Origin of the sequence: Breoghania sp. L-A4 (assembly GCF_003432385.1) — a bacterium.
In the GTDB taxonomy this organism is placed as follows: Bacteria; Pseudomonadota; Alphaproteobacteria; order Rhizobiales; family Stappiaceae; genus Breoghania.
The window spans coordinates 1,190,190-1,205,318 of the sequence record NZ_CP031841.1 but is presented as its reverse complement, the minus strand read 5'-3'; the positions used below and the strand labels follow the sequence as shown (position 1 = coordinate 1,205,318).

The window sequence follows — 15,129 nt, the reverse complement described above, 5'->3', positions numbered from 1 at the left end:
CTGTCTTCAGACGTGCCGCGGGCGCATTCTGAAGCTGGATGTCCAGATCGCGACCCGGGGGCCGCCGCGGCGTTCGAAAATCGCGACGCGGCGGATGCCGGCGATGTCCGGCAAGGCCGAGCGCCACGCCTTGACGATATCGGGCGAGCGGACACTGCGCGCCTCGGACGCCGTCAGCTGGACGTCAATGCCGGCAACATTGTCGCCCTTGTTGCGTCCCGCCTCACCGAGCGTCACGTAGGACGCGACGATCAGATCCTGCGGGTCGTCCTTCGTCAGGCTCTTTTCCGCCGAGCGCAACGCCGCCTCGATCGCCTTGAGGCCGGACACTGCTTCGTCTTCGGGAATGCCGGCGTTGAAATAGACCGTGGCGCGCAGGTTCTCCGCTTCCGGCGAGGGGAAGAGCACGAAGCCGACGCGCCCACCCACAAAAAAGCCGAACGCCAGGATCAGCGAAGCCGCCGCGATCGACAGCGTCACGTAGCGCCAGCGAAACGATGCCGTGACCAGCGCGCGGAACGGGCCGTCACGAAACCGCGCGAATCCCGCGTCGAATGCCGAGCGGAACCAGCCGCTTTCCCCGTCGAGGCATCCTTGCTTTTGCGTCCCCACAACAAGAAAAAGCCGAATTCGATCAATCCACCCACCGCGAAGGCCGCGATGATGACGGCGGCGTCGAAACCGATTTCGCCGAGCGAGGCCTTCCAGGCGCGCAACAGATCCGCCGGCGCATCCAGGTATGGAACGACCTCGATGTCGGGTCGCGTCGCCAGGCCCATGGTGAAGAGCGCCAGCGCGGCCGCGATGATACCCTGCCGCCACCAGGACCAGACCGCGCGCGGCCGGGGTTTGAGCGAATGCGCCAGATGACCCGGCAGCACGAGGAAACATTCAATCAGGCTGGCAATCAGCACCGCGACCACGACCAGCGGGATGGCCGACATGATCTGGCCGATGACGTCACGCACCAGGAGGATCGGCATGAAGGCGGCGACGGTGGTAAGGCTCGCGGCCACCACCGGCGCGACCATGCGGCCGGCGCCGTTTTCCGCCGCGTCCTCCGCGCTGTCGCCAAGGGCGAAGCGCGTGGCGGTATGCTCGCCCACGACGATGGCATCGTCGACGATGATGCCCAGCATCATGATCAGCGCGAACAGCGACATCATGTTGATGGTCTGGCCGGTCATCCACATCACGCCGACCGTCGCCATCATGGCGACCGGAATACCCGCCGCCACCCACAGCGCGATGCGGGCGTTGAGGAACACGTAGAGCACCAGCACCACCAGAATGAGGCCCGATAGGCCATTCTCCAGCAGCAGATTGATGCGTCCCATCAGCACGTCGGCGCGGATTTCGTATTTGACGATTTTAAGGGAGGCAGGCAGTTGCGGGCGGATTTCCTCGAGATAGGTGTCGAGGATCTCGGCGGTCTTCAACGTGTCCGCCGAGACCGCGCGCGATATCGTCAGCTCGATGGCCCGTTCGCCGTCGGAGAAACCCCGCGTCTGGTCCTTGTCGAATTCACGCGTCACCGTACCGATGTCGCGAACGCGGATCTTCTCCCCTGTCGGAAACGTCTTGACGTCGATGCGGCCGATATCCTCGGGCCGCTTTCCTTCCGATAGCGTGCGGATCTGCTTTTCCACCGCCCCTTCGAGATTGCCTGACGGCAGGTCGCGGGTGTTTTCCGCGATGCTCTCGGAAACGCCGGCCACCGTCAGATCGAGGCGACGCATCTCGCGCTCGGGGATCTGCACCACGTATTCCTCGTCGCGCATTCCCGAAAAGGTCACCTGATCAATGCCGCGCGCGATCAGATCATCGCGGATCTTGCGCGCAAAAACCTTCAGCGCATCTTCGGAAAACGACCCCGTCAACGCAATGCGCGCCACCCGGTCATAGAACTCGCGAAACGCCACGGTGGGCGTTTCCGCATCCTCCGGCAACGTGGTCACACCGGTAACCGCTTGCTCCACGTCGGACAGCGCCTTTTGCATGTCGGCGGTCTGGGTGAATTCGAGCTGGATCGTCGCCGAGCCCTCGCGGGCGTAAGACAGGACCTCGTCGACGCCGTCGATGAAGCGCACCGCGGGCTCCAGCGCCTGCAGGATGTTGGCCTCGCCATCCTCGGCGCTGGCGCCCGGCCAGATGACCGAGATCGTGATGCGGTTGGTCTTGATGGTCGGAAAGAACTGCGTATTGAGCTGAGCCAGGCCATAGGCGCCAAACAGGATCAGCATCGCCATGACCAGATTGGCGGCATTGGGGTGGCGGACGAAGAAGCCGGCCACGCTGGTGACACGGTCGAACCGCTTCACGACGCGTTCTCCTTGCCGCCGGCTTTGGCGCCGTCCCCGGCCTTGCCGTCCGGACGCTTGCCACGCACAACCGGCGCGCCTTCCTCGCGCACCAGGAGGCCCTCGCCGGCCTCGGCGATCTGCGTCAGCAACACCCGGTCGCCCGATGCTATATCGCCGCGCAGGATGACATCGCCGCCGTCATAGGCGACCACGGCCACGTCGCGGCGCACCAGACGCCCGTCTTTCTCGACAAAGAGATGGTCGCCGTTGTAGAGCGCCGTCTCGGGGAAACGCACGACGTTCTCATAGGCGCGGTCGGGCACCTTGAGCTCGACGAAGGCGCCCGGCCGCAAGGCGCCCTGCGCGGCGTCGCCATGGATGCGGGCGTAGACATCGACGCCGCCGCGCTGGGACGCCACATCGGCGCCCACCCGGTCGATCGTCGCCCTGTAGACCACGGGCTCGGTCCCAAGATGCCACTGAACCTCGACCTCGCGGCCCGAAAGGGTTCCGCTTTCACCGATCAGCCGTCCGTACTGGCTGTCCGACAGGGTAAAGCGGGCTTCCAGCGCATCGCGATCGTAGAGAATGGCAATGACGTCGTTGACGCCGACCAGCCGGCCGGCTTCCGCCGCCTCGGTGCGCACGATGGCGTCGAAAGGCGCAACGAGCACCGTGTCCTTGAGATTGCGCTCGGCCTGGCTGACGCGCCACTGCAGACGCTGGATCACCGCGCGTTGCTGCTCCACCTTGGCTTCGGCGACAGCCAAAGCGTTGCGCCCCTGCTCGAGTTGCTGGTGGCGCTGGCTGACAATCAGCCGGCGATCGTCGAGCGTGCGCTCCGTCACCGATCCGCCGGACAGCAGTTGCTGGGCGCGTTCCAGATCGCGCCGGGCGAATGTCAGTTGTTCGTCGGCGCGCGCGACATTGTCACGCGCGGAGCTCACCCCGCCTTCAAGCTCGACGAGATGGGCGCGCGCCTCCTGCAGATTGGCCCGCGCCTCGACCAGAGCGCCCTTATAGGCGAAGGGATCGATCTCGACGAGCGCCGCGCCGGCATCGACGGCCGCGCCCTCGCGCAGATTGTCGTTGAGGGAAACGATTTCGCCGGCCACCAGCGCGCGCATCTCGACCGTCCGCGCGGCGACCACCTCGCCATACAGCGACAACGTGGGACGTTCGGTGGTCAACACCGCGGGTGCCGTGCGCACCACATAGACTGTTTCCCGCGGCGGTCTGGTGGGAATTTCGGGCTTGCTGGCAACCAGGGACTTGTACCCGGCAACCGCGCCGGCGAGGATGCCCGCGGCAATCACGGACTGCACAACGGCGCGCAGCACGACAACGGACGCCCGGCGGCCGGAATGACGCTTGCGCGTCGCGCCACCGGGTTCCTGCCCGGCCAGGTCAGCCTGATCGGCAGCGGAGGACGGGTCTTTCACAGTCTCGACCGACTTAAGCACTGATGCGGTTCTCCACTCACGGGCGACAGGTCAGCCGGCGACACACGTCCGGAAACAGGCACGCGCCCGGCCTCTTATGCGCAACAGACCGCAGCAGCGACGCATTGGGTTGACCAAAACGCGCTGCATCGGCACCTGTTCCCGACAGGCGCGCCGCAGCATGGACTCAGCCTGCGAAGACGACGTCCTTCAAGCACACCAATCGGTCAGCTTTGCGGCGTCACCGGAACCCACGCCGTTCACTGGGCCGCAAGAGCGCAAAATACGCAACTTACAATACTGTAATCTTTACTGGAAACAGCGCAATTGGGGGGCGCGGCGCACCTTCAGCACCGTCCCGTGGCCGACAGGAGACGACCGATCACAGCCGCCATCGTCACTCGAAGTCAGCCGGATCGAAATGATAGGTGGCGTTGCAGAACTCGCAGGTGACCTCGATCTGGCTTCCCACGGTCATGTGGTCGCGGTCGTCCTTGGAGAAGCCGCGCAGCATCTGCGAAACACCGTCGCGCGAGCATCGGCAGCGGTCAACCAGCGCCTGGGGCTCGAAGATCCGCACGCCATGCTCGTGAAACAGCCGGTAGAGAATCCGCTCGGCCGCCATGTCCGGATCAGTCAGTTCCACATCCTTGACCGTGGCGACCAGCGCCTCCGCTTCCACCCAGGCGTCGTCCGCATCCGCGTCATCGAGCTCGACCCCTTCCGGCAGATCTCCCGGATGCAGATCGGGAAGCCGCATGCGCTCCTCGGAATCGGGCAGAAACTGCACGATCACGCCGCCAGCGCGCCAGGAATGATGCGGCGGCTCACCCGGGCGGCGCGCCAGCATCTCGCCCACAGCCAGGCGGACGCGGGTCGGAATCTGTTCCGAGCGTGCGAAATACTCGTGCGCCACATCCTCCAGCGATCCGCCGTCGAGCGCGACGAGGCCCTGATACCGGCTCGTGTTCTCGCCCTGGTCGACGGTCATCGCCAGATGTCCCTTGCCGAGCAGATCGGCCGGAGCAATGCGGTCTTCGGCGATGGCCTGATCGAGAGCCGCGGCATCGAATTGCGCGCAGGCGCGCATGCGGTCGGGCGTTTCGAAATCCACCACCAGCATCGACACCGGGCCGTCGCTTTGCGTCTGCAGGATGAAGCGTCCGTCGAACTTCAGCGAGGTGCCCAGCAGGACGGTCAGCACAACCGCCTCGCCGAGCAGGCGCGACACGGGCGCGGGATAGTCGTGACGGTCGAGGATCGTGTCGAGCGCCGGTCCGAGATAGACCACGCGGCCGCGCACATCCAGCGGCTCGACCGAAAACGGCAGAACCGCGTCATCGCCGGCCAGCGCCGGCGGCGCTGCCTTCAGTTCATTCTTCATGCTTCCGACAAGGCTCCCAGGCACCACGTCAGGATGCCCTTCTGGGCGTGAAGCCGGTTCTCCGCCTCGTCGAATACCACTGACTGCGGGCCATCCATCACGCTGGCTGTTACTTCCTCGCCCCGGTGGGCGGGCAGACAATGCATGAATATGGCATCGGATTTTGCTTTTTCCATGATCCGGTCATTGACCTGATAGGGCGCGAGCATGTTGTGACGCGCAATGTTCTCGTCGTCGCCCATCGACACCCAGCAATCGGTGACCACGCAATCCGCGTCCTCCGCCGCCTCTTCGGCGCTCGCCGCCAGCACGATGTTGGCGCCCGCAGCGCGCGCCTTGCGCACCACGTCAGGATCCGCCGGCAGTTCCGGCGGCGTCGCGACACGCAATTCGAAATCGAAACGCTGCGCAGCGTGCATCCAGGAATTCAGCACATTGTTGGTGTCGCCGCTCCAGGCGATCCGGCGGCCGGCAATCGGCCCCTTCTTCTCCTCGAACGTCAGCACATCCGCCATCAACTGACAGGGATGCGACTCCTTTGTCAGGCCGTTGATGACCGGCACTGTGGCATTCGCCGCGAGTTCGGTGAGCGCGTCATGGTCCAGAATACGGATCATGATCGCATCCACATAGCGCGACAGCACCCGCGCCGTGTCGGCGATGGTCTCGCCGCGTCCGAGCTGCATCTCCGCGCCCGTCAGCATCAGGGTCTCGCCACCGAGTTCGCGCATGCCGACGTCGAACGAAATGCGCGTGCGCGTCGACGGCTGCTCGAAGATCATCGCCAGCACCTTGCCGGCCAGCGGGCCTTCGCCGCGCCGCACGCCGTTGCGCATGCCCTTCAGCCGCCGGGACTCGTCCAGGATTCTCGCCAGCTCGTCACTCGGCACATCGGACAGATCGAGAAAATCACGCACGCCACCGCTCTTCATTGCCCGCCGGCCCCCGCCCGGCCGCCGCGGTCGCTTCAAGCGCGGTCGCGGCCTGATCCAGCCGCTGGGCGGCCATGTCGATTTCATCGTCGCTGACGGTCAGCGGCGGCAGCAGACGCACCACGTTGTCGCCGGCCGGAACGGTCAGCAAGCCCAACTCCCGCGCCTTGACGACGATCTCGCCCGCCGGCATCCGGCAGCGAATACCCAGCATCAGCCCCTCGCCGCGCACCAGTTCGAAGACGTCGGGATGCGCGTCGATCACACCGGCGATCTTCTGCTTCAGCGCCAGTCCAAGCCGGCTGACGCGGTCCAGAAAGCCCTCTTCCAGGATCACGTCGAGAACCGCGTTGCCCACGGCCATGGCCAGCGGATTGCCGCCAAACGTCGTGCCGTGGGTCCCGGCGGTCATTCCCGATGCGGCCTCGACCGTCGCCAGACAGGCGCCAACGGGGAAGCCGCCGCCAAGACCCTTGGCGATGCCCATGATATCGGGCGTGACGCCCGACCATTCATGCGCGAAAAGCTTGCCCGTGCGGCCCAGACCGGTCTGGATCTCGTCGAAGATCAGCATAAGGCCCTTGTCGTCGCACAGTCTGCGCAATTCGCGCAGAAAGCCATGCGAGACCGGGCGGATACCGCCCTCGCCCTGGATCGGCTCGATCAGGATCGCCGCCGTCTCATCGGTAATGGCCGCCTTCAGCGCATCCATGTCCTCGAGCGGAACCTGCGTGAAGCCCGGCGCCTTGGGACCAAAACCCTCGAGATATTTCGCCTGTCCGCCGGCCGCGATGGTGGCGATGGTGCGTCCGTGGAACGCGCCTTCAAAGGTAATGATGCCATAGCGCTCGGGCGCGCCTTCGGCGAACTGGTAGCGGCGGGCCGTCTTGATGGACATTTCCATCGCCTCGGCGCCGGAATTCGTGAAGAACACCTTCTCGGCGAAGCTTGCCGCGCACAGGCGCGCGCCAAGCGTTTCCTGACCCGCGACGGTGTAGAGGTTGGAGACATGCCACAGGCGCGCCGCCTGCTCCTGCAGGGCGCTGACCAGATGCGGATGCGCATGCCCAAGCGAGTTCACCGCGATGCCGGCGGCAAAATCCAGGTAGCGCTGACCATCGGAGGTTTCGAGCCAGCAGCCCTCGCCCCTGACGAAGGTCAGTTTGCTGCGCGCGTAAGTGTCAAACAGCGCTGAGGCGCTCATCGACTTTTCCCAAGAAACACAGGCCAAAAACAAAGCGTGCCGCCAAGGATGGCGGCACGTCGGAGGGTCTCTATATACACTGCGGGGATGGTATCGTGTCAATGCTTGGCCGCGCCGCGCAGCATGCCCTGAAAACGGCGGAATACAGCCGCTCAATTCTGGGGAAAACTACGGATTACAGCCCTCTTCGCATGTGCGAGGGTTGCCTGGCAGACACGTGATATTGTATGGTTGTGTCTATCAGATACGACATATCGTGTTGCAGACCCCGTTCGTATACAACTCGTTAACAGATACGGGCGTCGGTGACGGCCCGCAGGCCATGTATTGCCGGTGCATAGCGGCGAACCGGTGGAGTTGAAAACTTATGTCTTGGACAACAGAACGCGTCGACCTCCTCAAAAAATTGTGGGCCGAAGGTCTCAGCGCCAGCCAGATTGCGGCGGAGCTTGGCGGTGTTACCCGCAATGCTGTGATTGGCAAGGTTCACCGGCTTGGGCTGTCGGGCCGGGCAAAATCCACGAACACGGCTGCGAAACCGCGCCGGCCGCGTGCCGCCCCGGCGACGCCCGCACGTCCCACCGCATCGCAGCCTCGGAGCGTCGGCGCGACCGCGCTGAAGATCGAGGAAGCCCCGGCCGAGGCAATCGAAACCAAGCCGGCGCCGGTGCATGAGCTGGTAATCCCGGTCGAGGAACGCGCCTCGATCCTGCAGCTCAACGAGCGCACCTGCAAGTGGCCGATCGGCGATCCGTCGACCGACGATTTCTACTTCTGTGGCCGGCAGTCGGATTCCGGTGCGCCCTATTGCGCCCACCACTGCCGCATCGCCTATCAGCCGGCGAACGAGCGCCGTCACAAGCGCGCCGCCGCACGCGCCTGACACGGGCGCACTCTACCGACGCAATCAAGGTCAGTGACCGACACCTGAGGTGAAGGTCCGATGCAATGAAAAGGCCGGCCCCACAAAGGCCGGCCATTTTGTTTCCAGCAGCGGCTTCCAGCCCGAGCGTCAGCCCGATGCGAACTGATCGTTAAAGGCATAGCCGGAACCGCGCACGGTGCGGATCGGATCCTTGGCGCGTCCCTTGTTGATCGCCTTGCGCAGCCGCCCGACATGCACGTCGACCGTTCGCTCGTCGACATAGACATCGTGGCCCCAGACCCCGTCGAGCAGCTGCTCGCGGGAAAACACCCGGCCGGGCGCCTGCATCAGATACTCCAGCAGCCGGAACTCGGTCGGCCCCAGATGGATCTCACGCGAGGCGCGGTGCACCCGGTGGGTCTCGCGATCCAGCTCGATATCGCCGGAGCGCAACAGGCTCGAGACCACTTCCGGCTTGGAGCGGCGCAGGATCGCCCGCACCCGCGCCATCAGTTCGGGGATCGAGAACGGTTTGACGACATAATCATCGGCGCCCGTCGACAGGCCCCGGATACGCTCAGCCTCCTCGCCGCGCGCCGTGAGCATGATCACCGGCAGCCGTTCGGTTTCCTCGCGCGCCCTCAGCCGGCGGCACAACTCGATGCCGGACAGGCCGGGCAGCATCCAGTCAAGCAACAGCAGATCCGGCTGGGTTTCACGCAAACGCAGCTCCGCCTCGTCACCCCGTGCACTCGTCTCGACGGTATATCCCTCGGATTCAAGGTTATACTGAAGAAGCAACCTGAGCGGCTCTTCATCCTCAACGACCAGAACCTTCGGCATTCCCAATCGCTCCTGATTGTTTCACTTCGATAGCTGGCTACATTTCCGCCGCGCCGAATGCCCGCCGGCAGTGGATGCCCCTTCCGGGGATGACATCCTCGCTGCGTCGGCGTTCATTGCGGCCGCGGTCCGCGCCCTAGCCTTCCGCCGGATTGTCCGCCAGAGACAGCTCGTCGGTGCGCGGACGATCGTCGGCAAGCTGTTCGCCAGTGACGATGTAGTGGACGTTTTCGGCAATATTGGTCGCGTGATCACCGATACGCTCAATGTTCTTGGCGCAGAACAGAAGATGGGCGCACAAGGAGATATTGCGCGGATCTTCCATCATGTAGGTCAGCAACTCGCGAAATAGAGACGTATAGAGCGTGTCGATCTCGTCGTCGCGCTGACGCACGATCGCGGCGGTCTCGATATCGCGCTGCATGTAGGCGTCGAGCACGCTCTTGAGCTGCGCCAGCGCCAGTTCCGCCATGTGCTCGACGCCGAGCGCCAGCTGCTTGGAATGGAACTGGCCGCCGATGGCGATCACCCGCTTGGCGATGTTCTTGGCCAGGTCTCCGACGCGCTCCAGTTCGTTGCACGTGCGCAACGCGGAGACGATCACGCGCAGATCCTGGGCGACCGGCTGGCGGCGGGCGATCAGAAGGACGGCCTGCTCCTCGATCTGCTGCTGCAGCAGATCGAGGCGCCGGTCGCTCAGGATCACCTGCTGCGCCAGTTCACCGTCCATCCGCACCAGGGTGGTGATCGCATCCGCGACGATGTTTTCCGCCAATCCGCCCATTTCGGCGATCTGGCCCGTCAGCGCTTTCAGCTCCTGATCGTAGGCCGATACAATATGCTCCGACATGGATTGCTCCCGTATCCCGCGCCTGGTGCGGGCGAAAAATCAGCCGAAACGGCCGGTGATGTAGTCCTGGGTCCGCTTGTCCTGCGGGTTGGTGAAGATATCGTCCGTCGGACCTTCCTCCACCAGGGTGCCCAGATGGAAAAACGCCGTGCGCTGCGACACGCGCGCGGCCTGCTGCATCGAGTGCGTCACGATGACGATCGTGTAGTTCTCGCGCAATTCGTCGATCAGCTCCTCCACGCGTGCCGTGGCGATCGGGTCGAGCGCCGAGCACGGCTCGTCCATCAGGATCACCTCCGGGCTCACCGCGATGGCGCGCGCGATGCACAGGCGCTGCTGCTGGCCGCCGGACAGGCCCGTGCCCGGCTCGTCGAGCCGGTCCTTGACCTCCTCGAACAGGCCCGCCTTGCGCAGGCTGGTGACCACAATCTCTTCCATTTCCGTCTTGGTGCGCGCGAGGCCATGGATTCGCGGACCGTAGGCGACGTTCTCGAAGATCGACTTGGGGAACGGGTTGGGCTTCTGGAACACCATGCCGACGCTGGCGCGCAGCTCGACGACGTCGATCTTGGGATCGTAGACGTCCTCGCCCTGCAGGGTGATCTTGCCGGTTACGCGACAGCCCTCAATGGTGTCGTTCATGCGGTTAAGACAGCGCAGGAACGTCGACTTGCCGCAACCGGACGGACCGATCAGCGCCGTGACCTCGTTTTCGCGCACGTCCAGATTGACGTCGAACAGCGCTTGCTTGTCGCCGTAGAAGACGCAGACATCGGTGCCGCGCATCTTCACGACCGGAGTCACGATCTGCGGGTCCACGATCGTCCCGGGGACCGTTTCCATCATCTTGTTCACCAAATCACTCCTTCATGCCCCGGTGCCCGTCTACGTCCGCGTGTCGAACGGCCAGGCACGTCGCATTGTCGGTTCGCGCGCCGGACCACCGGCGGGCGACCGCGGTTTACCATCTGCGCTCGAACCGGCGCCTCAACAGGATGGCGGTAATGTTCATGACCGCAAGGAACATCAACAGAATGATGATCGCGCCCGATGTGCGCTCGACGAAGGCGCGCTCCGCCTCGTTGGCCCACATGAAGATCTGCACCGGCAAGGCGGTGGCGGGCTGAAGCGGAGATCCCGGATAGTCCGCGACGAAGGCCACCATGCCGATCAGCAGCAGCGGCGCCGTCTCGCCGAGCGCCTGCGCCAGCCCGATAATCGTGCCGGTCAGCACGCCGGGGGCGGCCAGCGGCAGCACATGGTGAAACACCATCTGCATCTTGGAGGCGCCGATCCCCAGGGCGGCGGCGCGGATCGACGGCGGCACAGCCTTCAGCGCGGCGCGCGTGGCGATGATGATCGTCGGCAGGGTCATCAGCGTCAGCACCAGGCCGCCGACCAGCGGAGCCGAGCGCGGCAGACCGGCGAAATTGATGAACACCGCCAGACCGAGCAGGCCGTAGACGATCGAGGGCACCGCCGCGAGGTTGTTGATGTTGACCTCGATCAGGTCGGTCCAGCGGTTCTTCGGCGCGAATTCCTCCAGATAGATCGAGGCGGCGACGCCGATCGGCAGGGCCAGAACCAGAACGATCATCATCATGTAGAACGAACCGATCATCGCAACGCCCATTCCGGCCATCTCGGGCCGGCTTGATGCGCCGTTGAAGAAGATGCCGGAGTTGAACCGCTTCTGAAGGGTTCCCTCATCGGCGAGCTTGTTCATCCAGGCGACCTGAAGATCATCCACCTTGCGCCGCGACTCGTCGACCGAGAGGTCGAACTGGCCCTTGAAGGCGGAATCGACATCCGCGTTGGCGAGAATCCACAGTGTGCGCGTCTGCCCGATGATCGAGGGATTTTCGAGCACCATGTCGCGCAACTGCGTGCGGGCACCGCCGGAGATCATGCCCGACAGGCGCCGCGAGATCGTGCGGTCCTTGGGATCCACGCCGAGTTCACGGGCCAGCGCCTGCACAACAAGCGCCGGATAGTTGGCCATCAGCAGCACCTTGGGATCACTCACGCGTTTGTCGCGCGGATCGATCACCGACTTGTCGAAATGGATCGTGAGCTCCATTTCCGTCTGCTGAAAGGCGGTGTAGCCCTTCGAGACGACCGTATACATCAGCGTCGCCAGGAACCCCAGGCCGATGAGAACGGCGGCCAGACCATAGGCCTTGAAGCGGCGTTCGGCGGCGTAACGGCGCTTGATGCCGATGTCGCGCCACGGCTTGCGCTGCGCGGGAGTCGCGTCCATCGCGGCCATGTCCGTCATTCGTACTGCTCCCGGTATTTGCGCACGATGTACAGCGCATAGATGTTCAGCCCCAGCGTCATGACGAAGAGCGTCAGGCCCAGAGCGAAGGCGACCAGCGTCTGGGGTGTGTCGAATTCCAGATCGCCGGTCAACTGGTTGACGATCTTGACGGTCACGGTCGTCATCGGCTCGAAGGGATTGATCGACAGGCGGGCCGCCACCCCGGCGGCCAGCACCACGATCATGGTCTCGCCGACGGCGCGCGACGCGGTGAGCAGCAGCGCGCCGACGATGCCGGGCAGTGCCGCCGGCAGGATCACCCGGCGCATGGTCTCCGAGCGCGTGGCTCCCAGCCCCAGAGATCCGTCCCGCATGGAGCGCGGGACCGCGGTGATGATGTCATCCGACAGCGACGAGACGAAGGGGATCAGCATGATGCCCATGACGACACCCGCCGTCAGCACGCTCTGCGCCTGAATGAAGCTTGAGACGTTGCCCGTCACCAGACCGTTGAGCTCGGCGCTGAGATCGCGCAGCAGCGGCCCGACCGTCACCAGGGCGAAGAAGCCATAGACGATGGTGGGGATGCCGGCCAGCACCTCGATCAGAGGCTTGGCCGTCGCGCGGAACTTCGAGCCTGCGTATTCGGCCATGTAGGTGGCGGCGAAAAGCCCGATGGGCACCGCGAACAACATGGCGACCACGGCGATGTAAATCGTGCCGGCGAGCAAGGGGATCAGACCGAACTGGCCGTCCGTCGAGGTGGTGCCAACGGTTGCGGCGAAGCGGGGATCCCATACGGTTCCGAAGAAGAACTCCATCGGCGGCACCGAGGAGAAGAACTGAATGGTTTCCGACAGCATCGACAGCACGATGCCGATGGTGGTCAGGATGGCGATCGCGGAGGCGGAAATCAGCGCGACGAGGATCGCGCGTTCAACCGTGTTGCGGGCGCGCACAGCCGGCCGGATGCGCCACAGGCTGTAGGCCATGCCCAGTCCGGAGAGCGCAATCACGACGATCGACATCCACATCTGACTGACGTCAGACAGCGCGTTGAGCTTGACCGCCGAGACGATCATGTAGTCCTCGCCGTCGCCGGCGAGAGGCACACCCTTGTCTGCCAGCATCGGACGCACTGCCGAAAAACCCGCCCTGATGCGGGTTGTCTCGGTCTCGTTGAGCAGCCGCAGGCCGCGGGCGATCGATTCGACCATGCCCATGGACAGACGCTGCGTCGATTCCGATTCCGTCGATTTCACCGCTTCGGGAAAACTGTCGCGAACGGCCTGGTGAACCACGATCGGCGAGATCACAAGCCAGGCGGCAAGCATCGCAATACCCGGCAGCGCGGTCCACAGCATGGCGTAGGCGCCATAGTAGCCTTCGCGGGAATGCAGGAGCCGTGCATTGCCGTTGACACGCCGCATCGCGATAAACCGGCCAAGCACGAAGGCGGCGGCGGCGAGGGCCAGAACGATCGTCAGGAGGGTCGTCGTGGTCATGGATGTCCTGCCGGCATTCTCCCGGGACGGGAGATTGAAACACACTGTCGCAAACAAGATACGGGCGCGGCGGAACCCCGCCGCGCCCGAAAAGCCAGATTACATGGTCTTGCCGGCTTCGAAGTCGTTGCGCGTGGCTTCACGCTCGGCATCGGGGGCCGGGACGAGGCCATAGTTGGCGAGCGGGGAGTCCGGACCGGTCATCTGCTCGGAGATGAAGAACTCCACGTATTCCTTGAGGCCCGGGATCACGCCCAGGTGAGCCTTCTTGACGTAGAACTGCAGCGGACGCGACACCGGATATTCGCCCTTGGCGATCGTCTCGACCGTCGGCGTGACGCCGCTCATCGTGGCGACCTTCAGCTTGTCGGCGTTGTTCTCGTAGAACGACAGGCCGAACACGCCCATGCCGGTCTTGTTGGCGTCGATGCGCGCCAGCGTCTCGGTGTAGTCGCCGTCAATGTCGACAGCCATGCCGTCCTTGCGGACCGCCATGCAATCCTTGCCGGCAGCCTTCTTGTCCATTCCGGAAGCAATGCGGACTTCCAGATCACCGGCCACTTCACAACCTGCCGCGAGAACCTTCTCTTCGAAGACTTCACGGGTGCCGTGCTTTTCGCCGGGAATGAAGGCCGCGATTTTCCAGGCCGGGAAATCCGGGTTCACTTCGTTCCACATCGTGTAGGGGTTGTCGACCAGCTTGCCGTCGACGACGACCTTGGCCGCCAGACCCTTGTAGAGATCAACCGGCTCGAGGGCGAAGTCCGGGCCGTTCACGTCCGTGGCGAAGACGATGCCGTCATAGCCGATGCGGATTTCCTGGATGTCGGTCACGCCGGCAGCCTTGCACGCTTCGACTTCGCTGTCCTTGATGCGGCGCGAGGCATTCGCGACGTCGATGGTGTCGGGGCCGACGCCCTTGCAGAATTCCTTCAGGCCAGCCGACGAACCACCGGATTCAACGACCGGCGTCTTGAAGTCGGAAAAGGTCTCGCCGAAATTCTCGGCAACGATCTTGGCATACGGGAGCACGGTCGACGAACCGGCGATCTGGACCTGGTCGCGCGCCTGGGCCTGGCCGGCGGCGGAGATCATGAGGGCGCCGATGGCGACGCTGGCGAGAGTGATGCTTTTCACGGGTGTTCTCCATATTTCACGTGATCGAGAAAGCTTGTGTCGCGGTATCAGATGGGTCTGCGGGACCACAGAAGCGCTGCTGCGCGTCCACCCGGGACGGAAACCGCACGCTCATGCGGCCCGCCGGTTCTATGATGACGACATAACGTTGGTGTGACGCCGTATCACCTCTGAATTCATTGAGTATTTCCATTCAGCGCAGCGGGGATTCCCGATCTTGCAGTACCCCGGAAGCTGACCGCGGCCCTTACTTGATACCTTTGCTGGGCGTGCGATTTCGTCCTCTCACGCCACAGTGCCCGTCCCGCCTTTGCGGCCCGTGGTCTTGTGTGGGCTCAGCGGGAACGAGGCGACACTAGTCGCCCGTTGTGTGAGTTATATGACGGTTCAATCTCAGTTTTGTG

General features: G+C 64.2%; 13 protein-coding genes. 1 reads left to right on the top strand and 12 read right to left on the bottom strand.

Annotation, left to right across the window (positions count from 1 at the left end):
* Nucleotides 1–6 precede the first annotated feature (6 nt).
* The 6 genes from D1F64_RS24300 to D1F64_RS05595 all read right to left on the bottom strand — a co-directional run bounded on the left by D1F64_RS24300 (nt 7) and on the right by D1F64_RS05595 (nt 7,265).
* Complete coding sequence (locus D1F64_RS24300; protein ID WP_248304635.1) at nt 7–480, bottom strand: hypothetical protein; 474 nt, start codon at nt 478–480, stop codon at nt 7–9.
* Nucleotides 477–2,321 carry an efflux RND transporter permease subunit gene (locus tag D1F64_RS24295; RefSeq protein WP_248304634.1) on the bottom strand — a complete coding sequence of 615 codons (1,845 nt, stop codon included), beginning with the start codon at nt 2,319–2,321 and terminating at the stop codon, nt 477–479. The genes D1F64_RS24300 and D1F64_RS24295 overlap by 4 nt, the downstream gene beginning before the upstream one ends.
* On the bottom strand, nt 2,318–3,766 hold the full coding sequence (locus D1F64_RS05610) for an HlyD family efflux transporter periplasmic adaptor subunit (RefSeq protein WP_162901322.1): 1,449 nt from the start codon (nt 3,764–3,766) through the stop codon (nt 2,318–2,320). Before D1F64_RS05610 ends, D1F64_RS24295 begins: the two co-directional genes overlap by 4 nt.
* Before the next feature lie 376 nt (nt 3,767–4,142).
* A complete protein-coding gene (locus D1F64_RS05605; RefSeq protein WP_117411619.1) occupies nt 4,143–5,129 on the bottom strand; it encodes an Hsp33 family molecular chaperone in 987 nt (328 codons plus the stop codon).
* Nucleotides 5,126–6,061 (bottom strand): ornithine carbamoyltransferase, encoded by a 936-nt coding sequence (argF, locus tag D1F64_RS05600; RefSeq protein WP_117411618.1) that lies wholly within the window; start codon nt 6,059–6,061, stop codon nt 5,126–5,128. Before argF ends, D1F64_RS05605 begins: the two co-directional genes overlap by 4 nt.
* Nucleotides 6,039–7,265 (bottom strand): aspartate aminotransferase family protein, encoded by a 1,227-nt coding sequence (locus D1F64_RS05595; RefSeq protein WP_117411617.1) that lies wholly within the window; start codon nt 7,263–7,265, stop codon nt 6,039–6,041. Before D1F64_RS05595 ends, argF begins: the two co-directional genes overlap by 23 nt.
* A gap of 367 nt (nt 7,266–7,632) precedes the next feature.
* On the opposite strand from D1F64_RS05595, the gene D1F64_RS05590 reads away from it, so the two are divergent.
* The gene (locus D1F64_RS05590) at nt 7,633–8,148 is read left to right on the top strand and encodes a GcrA family cell cycle regulator (protein WP_117411616.1); all 516 of its coding nucleotides are present in this window, start codon (nt 7,633–7,635) and stop codon (nt 8,146–8,148) included.
* A 129-nt stretch (nt 8,149–8,277) separates the two neighbouring features.
* On the opposite strand, the gene phoB is transcribed toward D1F64_RS05590, so the two are convergent.
* The 6 genes from phoB to D1F64_RS05560 all read right to left on the bottom strand — a co-directional run bounded on the left by phoB (nt 8,278) and on the right by D1F64_RS05560 (nt 14,683).
* Nucleotides 8,278–8,973: a phosphate regulon transcriptional regulator PhoB gene (gene phoB, locus D1F64_RS05585; protein ID WP_117411615.1), complete on the bottom strand. Its 696-nt coding sequence runs from the start codon at nt 8,971–8,973 to the stop codon at nt 8,278–8,280.
* Between the two features lie 136 nt (nt 8,974–9,109).
* Complete coding sequence (gene phoU, locus D1F64_RS05580; RefSeq protein ID WP_117411614.1) at nt 9,110–9,823, bottom strand: phosphate signaling complex protein PhoU; 714 nt, start codon at nt 9,821–9,823, stop codon at nt 9,110–9,112.
* Nucleotides 9,824–9,862: 39 nt separating this feature from the next.
* On the bottom strand, nt 9,863–10,609 hold the full coding sequence (gene pstB / locus D1F64_RS05575; RefSeq protein WP_248304749.1) for a phosphate ABC transporter ATP-binding protein PstB: 747 nt from the start codon (nt 10,607–10,609) through the stop codon (nt 9,863–9,865).
* 175 nt (nt 10,610–10,784) lie between these two features.
* On the bottom strand, nt 10,785–12,101 hold the full coding sequence (gene pstA / locus D1F64_RS05570; protein WP_117411613.1) for a phosphate ABC transporter permease PstA: 1,317 nt from the start codon (nt 12,099–12,101) through the stop codon (nt 10,785–10,787).
* Nucleotides 12,098–13,588: a phosphate ABC transporter permease subunit PstC gene (gene pstC / locus D1F64_RS05565; protein ID WP_117411612.1), complete on the bottom strand. Its 1,491-nt coding sequence runs from the start codon at nt 13,586–13,588 to the stop codon at nt 12,098–12,100. Before pstC ends, pstA begins: the two co-directional genes overlap by 4 nt.
* 99 nt (nt 13,589–13,687) lie before the next feature.
* The gene (locus D1F64_RS05560; RefSeq protein WP_117414447.1) at nt 13,688–14,683 is read right to left on the bottom strand and encodes a substrate-binding domain-containing protein; all 996 of its coding nucleotides are present in this window, start codon (nt 14,681–14,683) and stop codon (nt 13,688–13,690) included.
* Nucleotides 14,684–15,129 lie beyond the last annotated feature (446 nt).